Source organism: Dactylosporangium darangshiense, from assembly GCF_039537565.1.
Classification (GTDB): Bacteria; Actinomycetota; Actinomycetes; order Mycobacteriales; family Micromonosporaceae; genus Dactylosporangium; species Dactylosporangium darangshiense.
The window spans coordinates 1-16,028 of sequence record NZ_BAABAT010000057.1 but is presented as its reverse complement, the minus strand read 5'-3'; the positions used below and the strand labels follow the sequence as shown (position 1 = coordinate 16,028).

Here is a 16,028-nt window from a genome sequence, read left to right as displayed (position 1 = left end):
GGTTCGGTAGCGCGGCTGCTGTCCTATCCATCTCAGCTCCGGCGGCGGCGACCGGACAGGGTCCTCCGGCCCGTGTTCCTGCGATTTCGTTGGGTAAGGAAGCCAGCGAGGCGAGGAGGCGGATGCCATGCAGTTCACCGATCGCGCGGAGGCCGGTCGCCACCTGGCCGGACGGCTGCAGGGCGAGGCGGCGCCCGACGCCGTCGTGCTGGGCGTGCCGGGCGGCGGCGTGCCCGTCGCGATCGAGGTCGCCGCCGCGCTGGGCGTGCCGCTGGAGCCGCTGGTCGTCCAGCGGCTCGGCGTGCCGTTCCAGCTCGAGCTGGCGATGGGCGCCCTGGCACCCGGCGGTGTCCTCGCCGTGAACGCACCGGTGCTGCGCGCGGCGCGGGTCGACGGCGACGAGCTGGCGGCCGAGGTGGACCACGCCCGGGCCGGCGCCGACGACCGCTCCCGCTGGCTGCACGCGGGGCGCGAGGCGCTCGAGCTTCGCGGCCGGCCGGCGATCGTCGTGGACGACGCGATCGTCACGGGCGCGACCGCCCGCGCGGCGTGCAGCGCCGCCCGCGCCGCGGGCGCGACGAGCGTCGTCGTGGCCACTCCCGTCGCCGGGCGGGCGGGCCTCGCCGGGCTGGCCGGCGCGGCCGACCGGGTGATCCACCTGGAGGCGATCGCCGCCGGCGAGGCGGCCGGCGGCCGGTACGCCGACTTCCGGCCGGTGCCCGACGACGAGGTGGTGCGCCTGCTGTCCGGCCCCTCGAGCAGGCGCGCGACGCCACGCACCGGTCACGGCGACCCGCCGGAGGAGGACGGCCGCCTCGCCGTGCCGGAGCGAGCCATCGGCATGGTGGTGCTGGCGCACACCAGCCGCCTCGCCGAGGACGGGCCGCGGTACCGCTGGATCGCCGGCCGCCTGCGCGACGCCGGACTGGCGACGCTGTCGCTCAACCTGCTGCACGAGGACGAGGAGATGGACTGGCGCGCGGCACACGACGTCCCCCGGCTCGCCGGCCGCCTCGACGCCGGCCTGCAACGGCTACGGGCGGACGCGACGCTCTCGGCGCTGCCGGTCGGCGTGTTCGCCACCGGCAACGCGACCGCCGCGGCGCTCTCGCTCGCGACCGGGCCGGGCGGCGGGCCCTTCACCGCGATCGTCAGCCACGACGGGCGGCCGGACCTCGCCTGGCCCGCGCTGCCGCGGGTGGCGGCGCCGACGATGCTCATCGCCGGCGGCCGCGACGAACATCTGCTCGAGCTCAACCGGGCGGCATTCGGGCGCCTGCCCCCGACCGGCCGCCTCGCGGTCCTGCGCGACGCCGGCCACCTGGTGCAGGAGCCGGGCGCGCTGGCGATGCTGACCGGGCTGGCCACCGCCTGGTTCGCCGACCGGCTCGACGGCGGCGTCCCGGCGCCCGGGTGACCTTCGGCCCTGCGGCGATCGATCACGCGAGCGCACGGTTGAGACATGACGACCTCCACGCCGACCATGCGGTCCGGGCTGACCCAAGCCGAGGTCACGGACCGGCGGTGCCGCTTCGGGCGCAACGAGCTGCCGGCGACCCGGCCGCCGTCCGCGATCGGCCGCGTCGCCGCGCAACTGCGCGACCCGCTCATCGTCGTTCTGCTCGCCGCCGCGGTCGTGACCGCGCTGCTGCGGGACTTCAGCGACGTCGCGGTCATCCTGCTGGTCGTCGTCGTCAACACCGCGATCGGCGTGGTCCAGGAGATCCGCGCCGACCGCGCTGTGGCCGCCCTGCAACGCATGGCCGCGCCGTCGGCCCGGGTCCGGCGCGGCGGCGCCGACACCACGGTCCCGGCGGCCGACCTCGTCCCCGGCGACCTGGTGCTCGTCGAGGCCGGCGACATCGTCCCGGCCGACCTCGAGGTCCTCGAGGCGGTCCGGCTGGCCGCCGACGAGTCCGCACTCACCGGCGAGTCGATGCCGGTGGGCCGGCGGGCCGGCGACGAGCTCGCCGCCGGCACCGTGGCCGTGACCGGCCGGGCGCTGGGCGAGGTGGTCCGCACCGGCGCCGGCAGCGCCCTCGGCCGCATCGCCGCGCTGGTCTCCGGCCAGCCGCGCCGCGCCACCCCGCTGCAGCGCCGCCTCGCCGGGCTCGGCAAGGTCCTCGCCCTGGCCGCGGCCGCGCTGTCGGGCGTCGTGTTGCTCGTCGGCGTCGCGCGCGGCGTGCCGTTCGGCGAGATGCTGCTCGCGGCGGTGAGCCTGACGGTGGCCGCGGTGCCCGAGTCGCTGCCGGCCGTGGTGACCCTGGCCCTGGCGCTCGGCGCGCACCGCATGGCCCGCCAGGCGGCCATCGTGCGCCGGCTGCCGGCCGTGGAGACGCTGGGGTCGGTCACCGTCCTGGCGACCGACAAGACCGGGACCCTGACCGAGGGCGTCATGAGCGTGGACCGGCTGCTCCTGCCGGACCGCACCGCCGTCGCGCTCGACGGGCGCGGCTACGAACCGGCCGGCCGCGCCGACGCCGAGCCCGGCCCGGCGGTGCAGCGGCTCGCCGAGGCGCTGGTGCTGTGCAACGACGCCGACCTCGCCGCGCCGGACGGCGAGCACCCGGCCTGGCGGCCGGTCGGCGACCCGATGGAGGCCGCGCTGCTCGCCGCCGCGGCGCGCTGCGGCGTCGGTCGCGACGCCCGCGACCTGCTCCCCCGCGTCGACGAGATCCCGTTCGACGCCGACCGGCGGCGCATGACGACCGTCCACCGCCGCCCCGACGGCGGGTGGCGGGTCGTGTGCAAGGGCGCACCCGATGCGCTGCTGGCGCCCGGCGGTCCGGTCCGCATCGGCGAGGACGACCGGCGGGCGCTGCTCGAGGCGGCGACCGGGCTCGCCGCCGCCGGCTACCGCACGCTGGCCGTGGCGGCCGCGGACCGGGCCGGACCCGCGGCCGCCGTCGCGGCCGACGCCGAGCACGACCTCGGCCTGCTCGGCCTGGCGGTGCTCGCCGACCCGATCCGCCAGGAGTCCGTCGGCGCGGTCGCGACGCTGCGCGAGGCCGGCGTCGACCTCGTCCTCATCACCGGCGACCACCCGGCGACGGCCGCGGCGATCGCCGAGCGGGTGGGCCTGACCGACGCGGCGAACGTCTACGCCCGGACCCGGCCGGAGCAGAAGGTCACCATCGTCCGCCGGCTGCAGGAGGCGGGGGCCGTGGTGGCGATGACCGGCGACGGCGTCAACGACGCACCGGCCCTGCGCCGCGCCGACATCGGCGTCGCGATGGGCCGCGGCGGCACCGAGGCCGCACGGCAGGCCGCCGACCTCGTCCTCGCCGACGACAACCTCGCGACCGTCGGGCGGGCCATCGCCGAGGGGCGGCGCATCTACGCCAACATCCGCCGCTTCCTGCTGTACGCGCTCTCCGGCGGCGCCGCGGAGGTGCTCGTCATGCTCCTGGGCCCGTGGCTGGGCCTCGCCGTGCCGCTGCTGCCCGCCCAGATCCTGTGGATCAACATGAACACGCACGGGCTGCCCGGCGTCGCGCTCGGCGGCGAGCCCGCCGAGGACGGCCTGATGCACCGGCCGCCCCGCCGGCCCGGCGAGGCGATCCTCGGCGGCCTCACCGGCCGCATCGCCCTGACCGCCGCGCTCATCACCGCCTCCGCCCTCGGCGCGGCGCTGTGGGTCCGCCACACCGGCGGCCCGTGGCAGAGCGCGCTGTTCGTCGTGCTGGGCCTCGCGCAGCTCGGCGTGGCGCTGGCGTTGCGCACGCCCGGCCGCCGGCGCCGCAACCGGGGACTGGAGACGGCCGTCCTCGTGTCCCTCGCCCTGCAGCTCGGCGCGCTGTGGCTGCCGCCGCTGCAGGACCTGCTCGGCACCGAGCCGCTGCGGATGCCCGAGCTCGCCGTCTGCGCCGCCGCCGCCATCGTCCCGGGGCTGGTCGCCCGCGCGACCCGCCGCCGGCCCTGAAACCCGACTATCACCCGGGGGAGATCGAGATGCCCGCGAACGCACCCGAATCGGTCACGAGATTCCAGATCGGCACGACGTGCCAGGAGCTCACCCGGGCGGCGCTGGCCGCCGTCCACGCGCCGTCCGTGCTCAACACCCAGCCGTGGCACTGGCGCATCACCCACGACACCGCGCTGCTGTACGCCGACCATCACCGCTGGCTGGCCGCGCTGGACCCCACCGGGCGGCTGCTCATGGTCAGCTGCGGCACGGCCCTGCACCACGCCTGCGTCACGCTCGCCGCCGACGGGGTGGACTTCGAGGTCGAGCTGATCCCCGCCGACGGCGACCCGGACCTGCTCGCCGTCGTGCGGTACCGCGGCCCGGCCCAGCCCTCGGCCCGCGCCCAGCGCATGCGCCGCGCCATCCGGGTCCGCCGGACCGACCGGCGCCCGTTCGCCGGCCGGCCCGTGCCGCAGGACTCGATCGACCGGCTGTGCCGCGCCGCGCAGCGCACGCACGCCCACCTGCACATGACGTGGGCCCGCGACATCGCCGACCTGGCGGCGGCCGCCGGGCAGGCGACCGCCGCCGAAATGTCCGACCCCGCGTGCCGGGCCGAGCTCGCCGCCTGGATCCGCAGCTCCGGCGAGGGCGACGACGGCGTACCCGTCGACACGCTCTCGCCGCTGGGCGCCCGGCCGGTCCCGATCCGCGACTTCACCGGCACCGACCCCGGCGTCGGCATCGGCCTCGGCTTCACCAGCCGGATCGACGTCACCGACCGCGAGGCCCGCTACGGCGTCGTGGTCACCGACGGCGACGCCGCAACGGACTGGCTCGCCGCCGGGGTGACGCTCTCCGCGGTGCTGCTGACCGCGACCGCCGAGCACCTGGCCACCTCCGCCATGAGCGACCTGGTCGAGCACGAGGTCGCCCGGCGGACGCTGCGGCGCATGATCGGCGGCGTCGGCTACCCCGCGATCGGCGTGCGCATCGGCCTGCCGGGGCCCGGCGCGCCACCGCCCAGGGCACCGCGCCGGCCGCCCACGGACGTCATCGAGGTGGTGGCCGACAAGATCACGTGACACCCGTCTCGAGCACCCGCTTCACGTCGCGCAGCACGATCACCGCGTCGCGGCCGTTCACGACGCGGTGGTCGTGCGCGATGCCGAGCGCGAACCGGTCCGTGCGCTGCGTCCCGGCCAGGGACAGCATGCAGGTCATCCCCGGCGGGATGATCGGCTGGGTCAGCACGACGTCGGCGTAGTTGGTCACGGACAGGCCGATGTTCGCACCGGCGAGATCCTCGGCCCGCAACGTCCCCGCCCGCGCGGCCTCGCGCATCGCCGCCAGCGCCGCGGCGATCTGCTCCAGGGACAGCGCGGCGACGTCGCGCACGACCGGCAGGTACAGCCCGTTGCCCGCGTCGACGGTGACCGCGACGTGCGCGCCCTCCGGCACCAGGACCCCGCCGTCGTCCTGGTAGGCGCCGAAGCACAGCGGATGGCGCTCCCGCAGCGTGCCGATCGCCCGCACGAGCAGCTCGACGACGCCGACGCCCTTTGCACGCCGCACGCGCGCGGTGTCGATCCACATGGCCGTGAACGCCGCCGGGATGCTCAGCGCCGACCGGGTCACGACGTCGGCGACGGCGCGCTGCTGCCTCGGCAGCTCGTAGCGCCGCGGCCCGGCCGGCGCCGCGGCGATGAGCGCCTCGACGTCGGACCGTCTGATCACCGCCTTGCCCAGGCCGCGCACGCGGGCCGGGTCGATGCCGGTCCGCTCCATGAGCAGCCGCGCCGGCTCGGTGATCACCAGCTCCGGTTCGGCGGCGTCGGCCGTCACCGTCGAGGCGAACGCCAGCCGCTCGGCCTCGGAGTCGAAGAGGTACCCGATGACGTCGCCGTGCGCGCACTCCCGCTTGGCGCCGACGACCCGCTGCAGCACCCCGCCGGCGGGCGCCAGGATGTCCTCGGCGGTCTTGGAGGTCTCCACGAGCGCGACGACGGCGCCCTCGGTCACGGCGTCGCCGTCGTCGCCGTACCACTCGAGCAGCGTGTACGTGACGTCGTTGGTGTTGAGCTTCGGCAGCACGATCTCACGCACCGACGGCCTCCAGGATCTGCCGGCGGATCGCCGCCGCGCCGAGCAGCACCCGCTGCTCCAGGTGGGCGGCGGCCGGGATGACGCTGTCCGCGGAGGTCATGCGCACGACCGGCCGGCGCAGGCGGCCCCAGGCCCGCTCGTACAGCTCCACGGCGACCTCGCCGCCCCAGGTGCCGCCCGGCGTGCTCTCCTCCGCCACCGCCACGATCCCCGCCTGCGCGGCGAGGCCGAGCAGCGGGCCGGTGTCGAGCGGGTACAGCTCGAACGGCACCACCACCTGGCAGACGAGCTCCTGCTCCAGGAACAGCCGGCGGGCCGCGGCCAGGGCGCGCACCGCGACGCCGCCGGGCGCGACGATGAGCACGTCGAGCTGCTCCCGCGGTACCGCGTCGAGATAGGCCCGCGCGAACAACCCCTCGTCGTCGAGGTGGTCGTAGCGGAACAGTTCGTCGACCTGCATCCGCTGCGGGTACAGCGTTTTGTCCTCGAACAGCACGCAGGGCTCGCCCCGCGCCACCAGGCGGGGCAGCAGCGCGACGAGGTCGTGCATCGGCGAGGCCTCGGCGACGTGCAGGTTCGGCACCCCGATGAAGTGCTTCTGCAGGCTCTGGCTGTGCGTCGGCCCGTAGCCGCGCCCGCCGCCGGTCGGGCAGCGCACGACGAGCGGCATCGGCAGCCGCCGCCCGTACATGGTGACCGACTTGGCCGCGAAGTTCACCAGCTGGTCGAAGGCTAGGGTGACGAAGTCGGCGAACATGATCTCGACGACCGGGTGCCCGCCGGCCAGCGCGAACCCGGCCGCGAGACCGGTGAACCCGCCCTCGCTCAGCGGCGTGTTCAGCACGCGGCCCGGGAACCGGGTCGACAGCCCGCGCGTGACCTTGAACGCGCCGCCGTACGGGTCGGCGATGTCCTCGCCGAGCAGCACCGCCGCGGGGTCGTCCGCGAGCATCCGGCCGAGCGCCCGGTTGACGTGCTCGGCGAACCGCTCCACCGGGGCGTTCACCGCGCACCCCAGGCCGACAGCGGCCGCCGCCGCACGTCGGCGACGACGGCGTCGATGCGCTCCCGCGCCTCGAGGTCCACTCGCTCGAACTGCTCCGGGAACCGCCCGGCATAGGCGGCGCCCCAGTCCCGGGCCCTGGCCTCCGCGACGGCCTCGGCGGGCCGGGCGTCGTCGCCCTTGCTGTGCGGCCCGAGCCGGTTGGTGCGGAACTCCACGACCAGCGGCGCCGGCGCGTCGCGGGCCTTCTGCACCGCCGCCCGCAGCTGCACGCGGATGCCGTCGACGTCGTCGCCGGTGACCAGCTCGTGCGCGATCCCGAAGGCGGCCGCCCGCTCGGCGATGCCGCCGGCGAGGTGCTCGGGCGCCGGCGTCGACTGCGCGATGCCGTTGTTCTCGACCACGACCACGAGCGGCAGCCGCCACAGCGCGGCCATGTTCAGCGCCTCGTACACGGCGCCCTCTCCCCAGGTCCCGTCGCCCATGAACACCACCGCGAGCGCCCGCGCGCCCACCTGCCGGTGCCGCAGCGCGATCCCGGCCGCGAGCGGCAGCGTCTGCCCCTGCACGCCGCTGGTGAGGAACCCCTCGCGGTAGAGGTGCTGGCTGCCGCCGACGCCCTGGCACAGCCCGCCCTCGCGGCCCATGATCTCGGCGAGCAGCCCGGCCGGGTCGTCGTAGCGGGCGAGGTAGTGCCCGTGCCCGCGGTGGTTGCTCACCACCACGTCGGCGGGCTCCAGCAGCGGCGCGATCGCCACCGCCACGTACTCCTGGCCGAGGCACGTATGCGTAGTGCCGCTGAGCTCCCCCTCGTCGAACAGCGACAACAGCCGCCGCTCGAAGTGGCGGATCGTCAGCAGCCGCCGGAGGTCGTCATCGTCGATCATGCATCCGACGCTATGACCGCACCGCGGCGCAGTTGAGGGCCGAAGGTCCCGACCTCAGCGCCGGGTGCCCGGGACCTCGAGGGGATATTCCGCGTCGTCCTGCGCGGCCATCGCCGCCATCGCCGTGTGGTAGCGCGCCCGCACGATCCGCCCCGACAGCAGCAGCCGCACCGCGTCCCGCTCGACGCGCCCGCGCCGCCGCTCGCCGGAGCTGGCCAGCCACAGGGCCAGCCGGGGCCGGCGCCGGTCGTCGGTCGCGCGCCGGGCGCGGATCGCGGTGACGTGCATGATGATCAGCGCGGCGTACACGCCCGCGGCGATCGCCCCGATCAACAAGGCCGCCTCCACCCGGACTCACCCCTTTCCACCCGTCGCGCCTCACTCAAGATTAGGCGGCCCTCGCCAGCATCCGCTGTGTGATTTGCTCAGTGCGCGGCGCTCACCCGGGGAGCTTCGCCGCCCGAATGCCGGTTCGACCGAAGGCCCCGAGGTGTACGGGACTGCAAAACCGGAACAACCGAGCTACCGCGACGCCCGCCGTGGTCGCTGCCCGTGACTCCCGGGCCTCACCCACCGTGGATAGTAACGGTCCCCTGGGTCCTCGGTCGCGCCGCGCCGTCCAGCGCGAGGCCGGTCAGCCGCGCCAGGGCGCCGCTCAGGCCGGCGCCGACCGCGGCCACGGCGAGGCCCAACAGGACCGGGCGAAGGTTTCGGGGCTGTCGCATCGTCGTCCTCCCATCTGGCCTTCATCCACACCGTCGCACCGGCGCGCGCCGTGCGCGGGAGTCGGAAGGCCCGAACGGGCCGGGCCGCACGCCCCCTGTCCGGCCGGTGGCCGCCGCCCGATGATCGGCATCGGCGGATCCCGTCTGTCGAGCGCGACGCCCGCCGGATCCTCGACGCGGCCTCCGGTTGAGCCGTCAGGGCTCGACGACGTCGGCGACCGGGCGGCGGTTGGTGTAGCAGGTCGTCGGCGCGTACCCGAACCGCAGCACCATCTGCGGCAGGTGCGGGCGGTCCAGGAGCCGGCGCAGCCCCTCCCGGGCCGCCGGCACCTCGATCGGCTGCGAGAACATCGCCACGGCCAGCCCCAGGTCGGCGGCGCACAGCAGCACCCGCTGCAGCGCCATGCCCGCCCGGACCTCGTCGGCCGGCCCGTCGCCGTGCACGCCGAGGACGGCCACGAGCGGCGCGTGGGTCGGGTCGCGCGTCGCGTCGTGCTCGGGGCCGCCGAAGTCGCGGCGGTGGAGCAGCTCGGCGGGGTGCGGCGCGTCGCCGGCCGCCTCGGGGTGCACGCCCTCGACCCGGTGATCCGCGCCGCGGCTCCAGGCGGACAGCTCGGCGACGTACGCCGGGTCCGCACTCAGTCGCCCGTCCGCGCCGCGGATGAGCTCGGCGACGCCGTTGAGATCGGCCTCGCCCGTGACGAACTGCAGCCAGCCGCCCTCCTGCCCGGCCGCGTCGGCGAGCGCGGCGAGCGCCGCCGGTTCGACGGGGTTGTCGGCGAACGGGAACCGGTTGGTGTGCCGCCGCCGGATCTGCCGGTGCAGGCGCAGCTCGGCGGGGGTCGCGCGCCGGGTCCTCCCGGGCGTCAGCCGGGCCGCGACGCCGTCGCGCCCGATCGTGTACTGCGCCGGCTCCCCCGCCGCCGCCAGAGCGAGGCGCAGCGTGTAGGCGGCCGCGCCGCACGAGACCCGCGCGGCACGCCCGTCCGGGTCGCAGGCGGCCAGGACGCGGCCGGGATCGACGAGGACATCGACGCCCTCCCGGGTGTACCGGAACCGCCACGGCTGGCTGTTGTGGATCGACGGCGCCCAGACGGCGTCGCCGACGGCGGCGAGGAACGTGTCCCGCTCCCAGGTCGGCGTCATGGCCGGCCCCCTTCCGCGGCGCCGACCCGGCCGGCCGGCGCGATGACGACGACGACCGCCGGGCGACCGGCCCCGACCGGCGACCACGCGGGCCCGCCGGCCTCCGCCCCGGTCAGGTAGCGCTCCACCTCGGTGGCCAGCCCCTCCGCCGTGGCATTGAGCAGCACCGCCGAGAGCGTCTCCCCGGCGCCGAGCCAGCCGCGCGGCCCGTCCGTCGCGGCGGTGATCACGAACCGCGTGGTGCCCGGGCCGAGCGGCCACAGACCGCCGCCGGCCGCCTCGGCGGCGCCGCGCAGCAGCTCGACCGTCGTGCCGGGAATCGGGCGGGAGGTGGGCGCGCGCCGGTCGCTGTGGCGCAGCGCAATGGCACGGTGCAGGCGCAGCGCTCGCGGTGGGCGCGCGGCCGTGCCGGTGTAGTGCAGCAGGGCGACGAGATCCGGCTCGCCGCCGTCCGGCAGGCGCCGCACCTCGACGCCGGCACCGTCGCCGGCCAGCGCGACCTGCGCGTGGTGCAGGGCGGCGCCGCAGCCGAGCAGCACCAGCCGCCCGTCGGGGTCGTCGGGCGGCCAGCGGCCGCGGTCGGCGAAGAGCGCCGCGCGGTCGCCGTCGATGCGCCAGCGCCATGGCCGGGTGTCGAGCATCGACGGAGCGTCCATGGCCGCGAGCGCGGCCCGCGCGAGGGCGCCGCCGGCCGCGCCGACGCGCACGGACGTTCCGTGGTCGGTGTACTGGATGGCCACCATGGCGCGCTCCTCGGCGTCGGCACAGGCTCGGGTCCTCCCTCAACGGTGCCGCGGCCGGGCGGCGCCGGTCAGGGTCGAAGGTCCCGGGTTGCCCGGCGCATCCGTCCGCACCCCGCCTGGCGCGGCGCCCGGCCGACCCGGCAGACTGGGCGCGGGGAGGTGCGGGACGCATGCGCGACGGGGCCGCCGAGAGGGACCGCGAGGACGTCAGGTTCGTCGCCGTCGCCCGGCTCGAGCTCGACGAGCTGCTCGAGCAGCTGGTGGAGCGGATTCGGGACGTGCAGAGCACCCAGGGCCGCCTGCGGGGGCTGCTGCGTGCCAACCTCGACATCGCGCAGGGCGTCGACCTGGAGCACGTGCTGCGCCAGATCGTCTCCGCCGCGCGGCACCTGGTGGACGCCCGCTATGCGGCGCTCGGCGTGATCCAGGACGGCCACCTGGTGCGGTTCGTGCACGAGGGCATGGACGCCGACGCCGTCGAGCGCATCGGGCACCTGCCCGAGGGCAAGGGCGTGCTCGGCCTGCTGGTCGAGGACCCGCGGCCGGTCCGCCTCGCCGAGATCGGCGACCACCCGGCGTCGGTCGGCTTCCCGGCCGGGCACCCGCCGATGCACAGCTTCATCGGCGTGCCGATCCGGGTCCGCGACCGCGTGTTCGGCAACCTCTACCTCGCGGAGAAGCAGGGCGCGGCGCAGTTCAGCCGCGACGACGAGGACGTGGTGAAGGCCCTCGCGGGCGCCGCGGGCGTGGCGATCGAGAACGCGACCCTGTTCGACGAGGCCCGCCGCCGCCGCGACTGGCAGGAGGCGATGACCTCGGTCACCACCGTGCTGCTGGAGGGCGCCGACCGCGACCGTGCGATGCGCACCCTCGCCGAGTGCGCCACCCGGGCGTGCGGCGCGGACGGCGCGGCGTTCACGGCACCGCCGGACGGGACCTCGCCCGACCTGACCGTGGCGCTGGGCCTCGGCCTGCTCGAGCCGTGGCACGGCCGCTCGGTCCCGGTCGCCGGCACGCTGGCCGAGAGCGTGTTCGTCGACGGCGAGCCCGCGCTCGTGCCCGACCCGGCGGCCGACCCGCGCACGGCCGCCGCCGTGGCCATCGCCCCGGACCTCGGACCGATCATGTCCGTCGCGGTCGTCGGCGACCGCGGCGCGCACGGCGTCCTCACCGTCGCGCACCGCCGCGGAGCCGGCCAGTTCGTCCGCACCGACCTGGAGCTGTTCACCGCGTTCGCCGCGCACGCGGGCCTCGTGCTCGACGTCGCCGCGCTGCGCCGCGAGAACGACCGGATCCGGCTGCTCGAGGACCGCCAGCGCATCGCCGCCGACCTGCAGGAGACGCTCATCCGCGACCTGTTCGGGCTGGGCCTGTCCCTGCAGGGCACCGCGAGCCGGATCGCCGGCACCGAGGTGCGCGACTCGCTCATGGCCGGCGTCGACGAGCTCGACCGCATCATCCGAGCGGTCCGCACCGCCGTCTTCGCCATGGAACCGCGCGCGTAGTCGCTCAATACACCACCAGGCCGGTGCCCCGGAAGCGGTCGCGGACGCGCTCGACCAGTCCGGCGTCGGGCGCGGGCGTGTCGCGCAGCGCGAACGGGATGCCGAGCCGGTCGTACTTGGCCGCGCCGAGCCGGTGGAACGGCAGAACGTCGACCCGCTCGACGTTGCCGAGCCCGGCGGCGAACCCGGCGACGCCGTCGACGTCGACGGGCTCGTCGGTGAGGCCCGGCACCAGCACGTAGCGGACCCACACCGCGGTACCACGGCCGGACAGACGGCGGGCGAAGGCCAGGGTCGGCGCGATCTCGCCGCCGGTGAGCCGCCGGTAGTGCGCCGGGTCCCACGACTTGATGTCGAGCAGGACGAGGTCGGTGGCCTCCAGCAGCGCGTCGTCGGCCCGGGCGCCGAGCGCGCCGGAGGTGTCCAGGGCGGTGTGCAGGCCCAGCTCCTTCGCCCCGGTGAGCAGCGCCCGCGTGAAGGCGGGCTGCAGCAGCGGCTCGCCGCCGCTGACGGTCAGGCCGCCGCCCGCCGCTCGCACGAACCCGGCGAAGCCCTCCACGGTGCCGAGGACGTCGGCGGCGGTGGTGCGGTCGCCGTCGCGCATGTGCCACGTGTCCGGGTTCTGGCAGTACAGGCAGCGCAGCGGGCACCCCGCCAGGAACGCCACGAACCGGGTGCCCGGGCCGTCGACACCCGTGGACAGGTCCCACGAGTGCAGCCGGCCCGGGACGACAGCGTTCATCGGGACGACAGCGTTCATCTCGCGCCGTGGAAGGTGCGGCCGATGACGTCGCGCTGCTGCTCCGGGGTCAGCCGGACGAAGTTGACCGCATACCCGGACACGCGGATCGTCAGCTGCGGGTACCGCTCGGGGTGCTCCATCGCGTCCAGCAGCGTGGCCCGGTCCAGGACGTTGACGTTGAGGTGGAAGCCGCCCTGGCCCATGTAGGCGTCGAGGATCCCGGCCAGGTTGGCGGCCCGCTCCTCATCGCTTCGGCCGAGCCCGTCCGGGGTGACCGTGCTGGTGAGCGAGATGCCGTCGCGCGCGGAGGCGTACGGCAGCTTCGCCACCGACAGCGCCGAGGCGACCATGCCGTGCACGTCGCGGCCGTTCATCGGGTTGGCGCCCGGCGCGAACGGCTCGCCCGCGCGGCGCCCGTCCGGCGTGTTCCCGGTGTGCCTGCCGTACACCACGTTCGAGGTGATGGTGAGCACCGACTGCGTGTGGATCGCGCCGCGGTAGCTCGGGTTGGCGCGCAGCTTCTCCATGAACGCCTCGACCAGCCGGACCGCGATGCGGTCGGCGCGGTCGTCGCCGTTGCCGTAGGCGGGGTAGTCGCCCTCCACGGCGTAGTCCACGACGAGCCCGGTCTCGTCCCGCACCGGCCGCACGGTGGCGTAGCGGATCGCGGAGAGGCTGTCCGCGGCCACCGACAGCCCGGCGATGCCGCAGGCCAGGAAGCGGCGCACGGGGTAGTCGTGCAGCGCCATCTCGAGCCGCTCGTAGGCGTACTTGTCGTGCATGTAGTGGATGACGTTCAGCGCGTCGACGTAGGTGCGGGCCAGCCAGTCCAGCGTGCGGTCGAACGCGGCGAGGACGGTGTCGTAGTCGAGCACGTCGCCATCGACCGGCGGGGCCGGCGGCGCGACCTGCACGCCGGACATCTCGTCCCGGCCGCCGTTGATCGCGTACAGCAGCGCCTTGGCCACGTTGACCCGCGCGCCGAAGAACTGCATGTCCTTGCCGACCCGCATCGCCGAGACGCAGCACGCGATCGCGGTGTCGTCGTCGCCGTAGTGGCGCAGCAGGTCGTCGTTCTCGTACTGGATCGCGCTGGTGTCCAGCGAGACCTTGGCGCAGTAGCGCTTGAACGGCTCGGGCAGCGACTTCGACCACAGCACCGTCAGGTTCGGCTCCGGCGCCGGACCCAGGTTGTACAGCGTGCGCAGGTAGCGGTACGACGTGCGGGTGACGAGCGTGCGCCCGTCGCGGCCCATCCCGCCGATCGACTCGGTGACCCACGTCGGGTCGCCGGAGAACAGCTGGTCGTACTCGGGCGTGCGCAGGAACCGGATGATGCGCAGCTTGATGACGAAGTCGTCGACGAGCTCCTGCGCCTCGCGCTCGCTCAGCTCGCCCTCGTCGAGGTCGCGCTCGAGGTACACGTCGAGGAACGTCGAGGTGCGCCCGAGCGACATCGCGGCGCCGTTCTGCTCCTTGGTGGCGGCGAGGTAGCCGAAGTACAGCCACTGGATCGCCTCGTGCGCGCTGCGCGCCGGCTTCGAGATGTCGTACCCGTAGGAGGCCGCCATCGTCTTGAGCTCGCCGAGGGCCCGCAGCTGCTCGGCGAGCTCCTCGCGGTCGCGCACGACGTCGGGCGTCGCGGCGTCGTGGTCCAGCGACGCCTTCTCGCGGCGCTTGGCCTCGACGAGGAAGTCCACGCCGTAGAGCGCCACCCGGCGGTAGTCGCCGATGATGCGGCCCCGGCCGTAGGCGTCGGGCAGGCCGGTGATGACGCCGGCCTTGCGCGCGGCCAGGATCTGCGGCGTGTAGGCGTCGAACACGGCCTCGTTGTGTGTCTTGCGGTACCGCGTGAAGACCTCCCGCACGAGCGGGTCGAGCTCGTAGCCGTAGGCGCGCAGCCCGTTCTCGACCATGCGCAGCCCGCCGAAGGGCATGATCGCCCGGCGCAGCGGCGCGTCGGTCTGCAGCCCGACGATGAGCTCGCGGTCGCGGTCGATGTACCCCGGGCCGTGCGCGGTGATCGAGGCCGGCGTGCGCGCGTCGACGTCGTAGACGCCGCGCTCGCGCTCCGCCGGGAACATCGCGGTCAGCAGCCCCCAGACGTGGCGAGTACGCTCGGTCGGGCCGGCGAGGAAACCCTCGTCGCCCTCGTAGGGCCGGACGTTGGCGCGCACGAAGCCGGCGACGTCGACCTCGTCGCGCCACCTCCCGCCGCGGAAGCCGCGCCAGGCGGCGAGCCCGGTTCCGGCGGGGACAGTGGTGGCGGTCATCGCTCCTCCTCAGTTGGCCTCACCCGTCAGCCTCGTCCGCGCGCACGGCGCCGGGCAGGGCCGGAAGTCCCGCGCGCCGGGGCCGTCCGCTCCTGAGCGGGGTGCCGCGACGGGCCTAGCGTCGGGCGCGGACCCCTCTGGAGGTGCGCCATGACCAAGTACGTCTACGACTTCGCCGAAGGCGGCAGGAGGCTCACCGACCTGCTCGGCGGCAAGGGCGGCAACCTCGCCGAGATGGCCGGCCTCGGCCTGCCGGTGCCGCCCGGCTTCACGATCACCACCGACGCGTGCCGCGCCTACCTGCGCACCGGCCGCGAGCCCTACGGCCTCGCCGACGAGATCGGCCTGCACCTGGAGCGCCTGGAACGCCAGGCCGGCCGGCGGCTCGGCGACCCCGCCGATCCCCTGCTGGTGTCGGTGCGCTCCGGCGCCAAGTTCTCGATGCCCGGCATGATGGAGACGATCCTCAACGTCGGCCTGACCGACGCCACCGTGGCCGGCCTGGCCGCCCGGGCCGGCGACGAGCGCTTCGCCTGGGACTGCTACCGGCGGCTGGTGCAGATGTTCGGGCGGACGGTCCGCGACGTGCCGGCCGGGGCCTTCGAGCCGGCCGCCGACGGTGCGGACGCCGCGGCGCTGCGGGCGCTCACCGGGCAGCACCTGCGCGCCTTCCGCGAGCACACCGGCGACGACTTCCCGCAGGACCCCCGCGAGCAGCTCGACCAGGCGGTGCGCGCGGTGTTCGGCTCCTGGAACGCCGAGCGCGCGGTGCTGTACCGCCGCCAGGAGCACATCCCCGCCGACCTCGGCACCGCCGTCAACGTGGTCGCGATGGTCTTCGGCAACCTCGGCGCGGACTCCGGTACCGGCGTCGCCTTCACCCGCGACCCGGCCACCGGCGAGCGCGGCGTCTACGGCGACTACCTCGCCAACGCGCAGGGCGAGGACGTCGTCGCCGGCATCCGCAACACCATGCCGCTGCAGGACCTCG

Annotated in this window: 14 protein-coding genes; 5 read left to right on the top strand and 9 right to left on the bottom strand. The window is 75.6% G+C overall.

Annotation, left to right across the window (positions count from 1 at the left end):
- The first annotated feature begins 127 nt into the window (after positions 1-127).
- Genes ABD901_RS51025 through ABD901_RS51015 form a run of 3 tightly spaced genes read left to right on the top strand, consistent with a single transcriptional unit; the run spans position 128 to position 4,992 of the window.
- Positions 128-1,417 carry a phosphoribosyltransferase family protein gene (locus ABD901_RS51025; RefSeq protein WP_345141031.1) on the top strand — a complete coding sequence of 430 codons (1,290 nt, stop codon included), beginning with the start codon at positions 128-130 and terminating at the stop codon, positions 1,415-1,417.
- 45 nt (positions 1,418-1,462) lie between these two features.
- Positions 1,463-3,922 carry a cation-translocating P-type ATPase gene (locus tag ABD901_RS51020; RefSeq protein ID WP_345141027.1) on the top strand — a complete coding sequence of 820 codons (2,460 nt, stop codon included), beginning with the start codon at positions 1,463-1,465 and terminating at the stop codon, positions 3,920-3,922.
- A gap of 29 nt (positions 3,923-3,951) precedes the next feature.
- Complete coding sequence (locus tag ABD901_RS51015) at positions 3,952-4,992, top strand: Acg family FMN-binding oxidoreductase (RefSeq protein WP_345141025.1); 1,041 nt, start codon at positions 3,952-3,954, stop codon at positions 4,990-4,992.
- Here ABD901_RS51015 and ABD901_RS51010 read toward each other — a convergent pair.
- From ABD901_RS51010 to ABD901_RS50980, 7 genes are all read right to left on the bottom strand, one after another.
- A complete protein-coding gene (locus ABD901_RS51010) occupies positions 4,985-6,013 on the bottom strand; it encodes a 2-oxo acid dehydrogenase subunit E2 (protein WP_345141023.1) in 1,029 nt (342 codons plus the stop codon). The genes ABD901_RS51015 and ABD901_RS51010 overlap by 8 nt on opposite strands.
- Positions 6,006-7,019, bottom strand: a complete 1,014-nt coding sequence (locus ABD901_RS51005; protein WP_345141021.1) for an alpha-ketoacid dehydrogenase subunit beta — start codon at positions 7,017-7,019, stop codon at positions 6,006-6,008. Before ABD901_RS51005 ends, ABD901_RS51010 begins: the two co-directional genes overlap by 8 nt.
- The gene (locus ABD901_RS51000; RefSeq protein WP_345141019.1) at positions 7,016-7,903 is read right to left on the bottom strand and encodes a thiamine pyrophosphate-dependent dehydrogenase E1 component subunit alpha; all 888 of its coding nucleotides are present in this window, start codon (positions 7,901-7,903) and stop codon (positions 7,016-7,018) included. Before ABD901_RS51000 ends, ABD901_RS51005 begins: the two co-directional genes overlap by 4 nt.
- A gap of 54 nt (positions 7,904-7,957) precedes the next feature.
- Positions 7,958-8,239 carry a hypothetical protein gene (locus ABD901_RS50995; RefSeq protein WP_345141017.1) on the bottom strand — a complete coding sequence of 94 codons (282 nt, stop codon included), beginning with the start codon at positions 8,237-8,239 and terminating at the stop codon, positions 7,958-7,960.
- Between the two features lie 230 nt (positions 8,240-8,469).
- Positions 8,470-8,628, bottom strand: a complete 159-nt coding sequence (locus tag ABD901_RS50990; RefSeq protein ID WP_345141015.1) for a hypothetical protein — start codon at positions 8,626-8,628, stop codon at positions 8,470-8,472.
- Between the two features lie 195 nt (positions 8,629-8,823).
- The gene (locus ABD901_RS50985; RefSeq protein ID WP_345141012.1) at positions 8,824-9,774 is read right to left on the bottom strand and encodes an Acg family FMN-binding oxidoreductase; all 951 of its coding nucleotides are present in this window, start codon (positions 9,772-9,774) and stop codon (positions 8,824-8,826) included.
- A complete protein-coding gene (locus ABD901_RS50980) occupies positions 9,771-10,517 on the bottom strand; it encodes a hypothetical protein (protein ID WP_345141009.1) in 747 nt (248 codons plus the stop codon). Before ABD901_RS50980 ends, ABD901_RS50985 begins: the two co-directional genes overlap by 4 nt.
- A gap of 170 nt (positions 10,518-10,687) precedes the next feature.
- Here ABD901_RS50980 and ABD901_RS50975 point away from each other — a divergent pair, with 170 nt between their 5' ends.
- Complete coding sequence (locus ABD901_RS50975; RefSeq protein WP_345141006.1) at positions 10,688-12,022, top strand: GAF domain-containing protein; 1,335 nt, start codon at positions 10,688-10,690, stop codon at positions 12,020-12,022.
- A gap of 4 nt (positions 12,023-12,026) precedes the next feature.
- On the opposite strand, the gene pflA is transcribed toward ABD901_RS50975, so the two are convergent.
- Positions 12,027-12,764 carry a pyruvate formate-lyase-activating protein gene (gene pflA, locus ABD901_RS50970; RefSeq protein ID WP_345141001.1) on the bottom strand — a complete coding sequence of 246 codons (738 nt, stop codon included), beginning with the start codon at positions 12,762-12,764 and terminating at the stop codon, positions 12,027-12,029.
- A gap of 14 nt (positions 12,765-12,778) precedes the next feature.
- Positions 12,779-15,037 (bottom strand): formate C-acetyltransferase, encoded by a 2,259-nt coding sequence (gene pflB / locus ABD901_RS50965; RefSeq protein WP_345140998.1) that lies wholly within the window; start codon positions 15,035-15,037, stop codon positions 12,779-12,781.
- 150 nt (positions 15,038-15,187) lie between these two features.
- On the opposite strand from pflB, the gene ABD901_RS50960 reads away from it, so the two are divergent.
- Positions 15,188-16,028 (top strand): PEP/pyruvate-binding domain-containing protein (locus ABD901_RS50960; RefSeq protein WP_345140995.1); only part of this gene is annotated, 841 nt, incomplete at its 3' end.

Bases quoted from the DNA above. Each gene is read 5' to 3' on its own strand.
- ABD901_RS51025 (WP_345141031.1), top strand. From the start codon at position 128: ATGCAGTTCACCGATCGCGCGGAGGCCGGTCGCCACCTGGCCGGACGG.
- ABD901_RS51020 (WP_345141027.1), top strand. From the start codon at position 1,463: ATGACGACCTCCACGCCGACCATGCGGTCCGGGCTGACCCAAGCCGAG.
- ABD901_RS51015 (WP_345141025.1), top strand. From the start codon at position 3,952: ATGCCCGCGAACGCACCCGAATCGGTCACGAGATTCCAGATCGGCACG.
- ABD901_RS51000 (WP_345141019.1), bottom strand. From the start codon at position 7,903: ATGATCGACGATGACGACCTCCGGCGGCTGCTGACGATCCGCCACTTC.
- ABD901_RS50990 (WP_345141015.1), bottom strand. From the start codon at position 8,628: ATGCGACAGCCCCGAAACCTTCGCCCGGTCCTGTTGGGCCTCGCCGTG.
- ABD901_RS50985 (WP_345141012.1), bottom strand. From the start codon at position 9,774: ATGACGCCGACCTGGGAGCGGGACACGTTCCTCGCCGCCGTCGGCGAC.
- ABD901_RS50980 (WP_345141009.1), bottom strand. From the start codon at position 10,517: ATGGTGGCCATCCAGTACACCGACCACGGAACGTCCGTGCGCGTCGGC.
- ABD901_RS50975 (WP_345141006.1), top strand. From the start codon at position 10,688: ATGCGCGACGGGGCCGCCGAGAGGGACCGCGAGGACGTCAGGTTCGTC.
- pflA (WP_345141001.1), bottom strand. From the start codon at position 12,764: ATGAACGCTGTCGTCCCGGGCCGGCTGCACTCGTGGGACCTGTCCACG.
- pflB (WP_345140998.1), bottom strand. From the start codon at position 15,037: ATGACCGCCACCACTGTCCCCGCCGGAACCGGGCTCGCCGCCTGGCGC.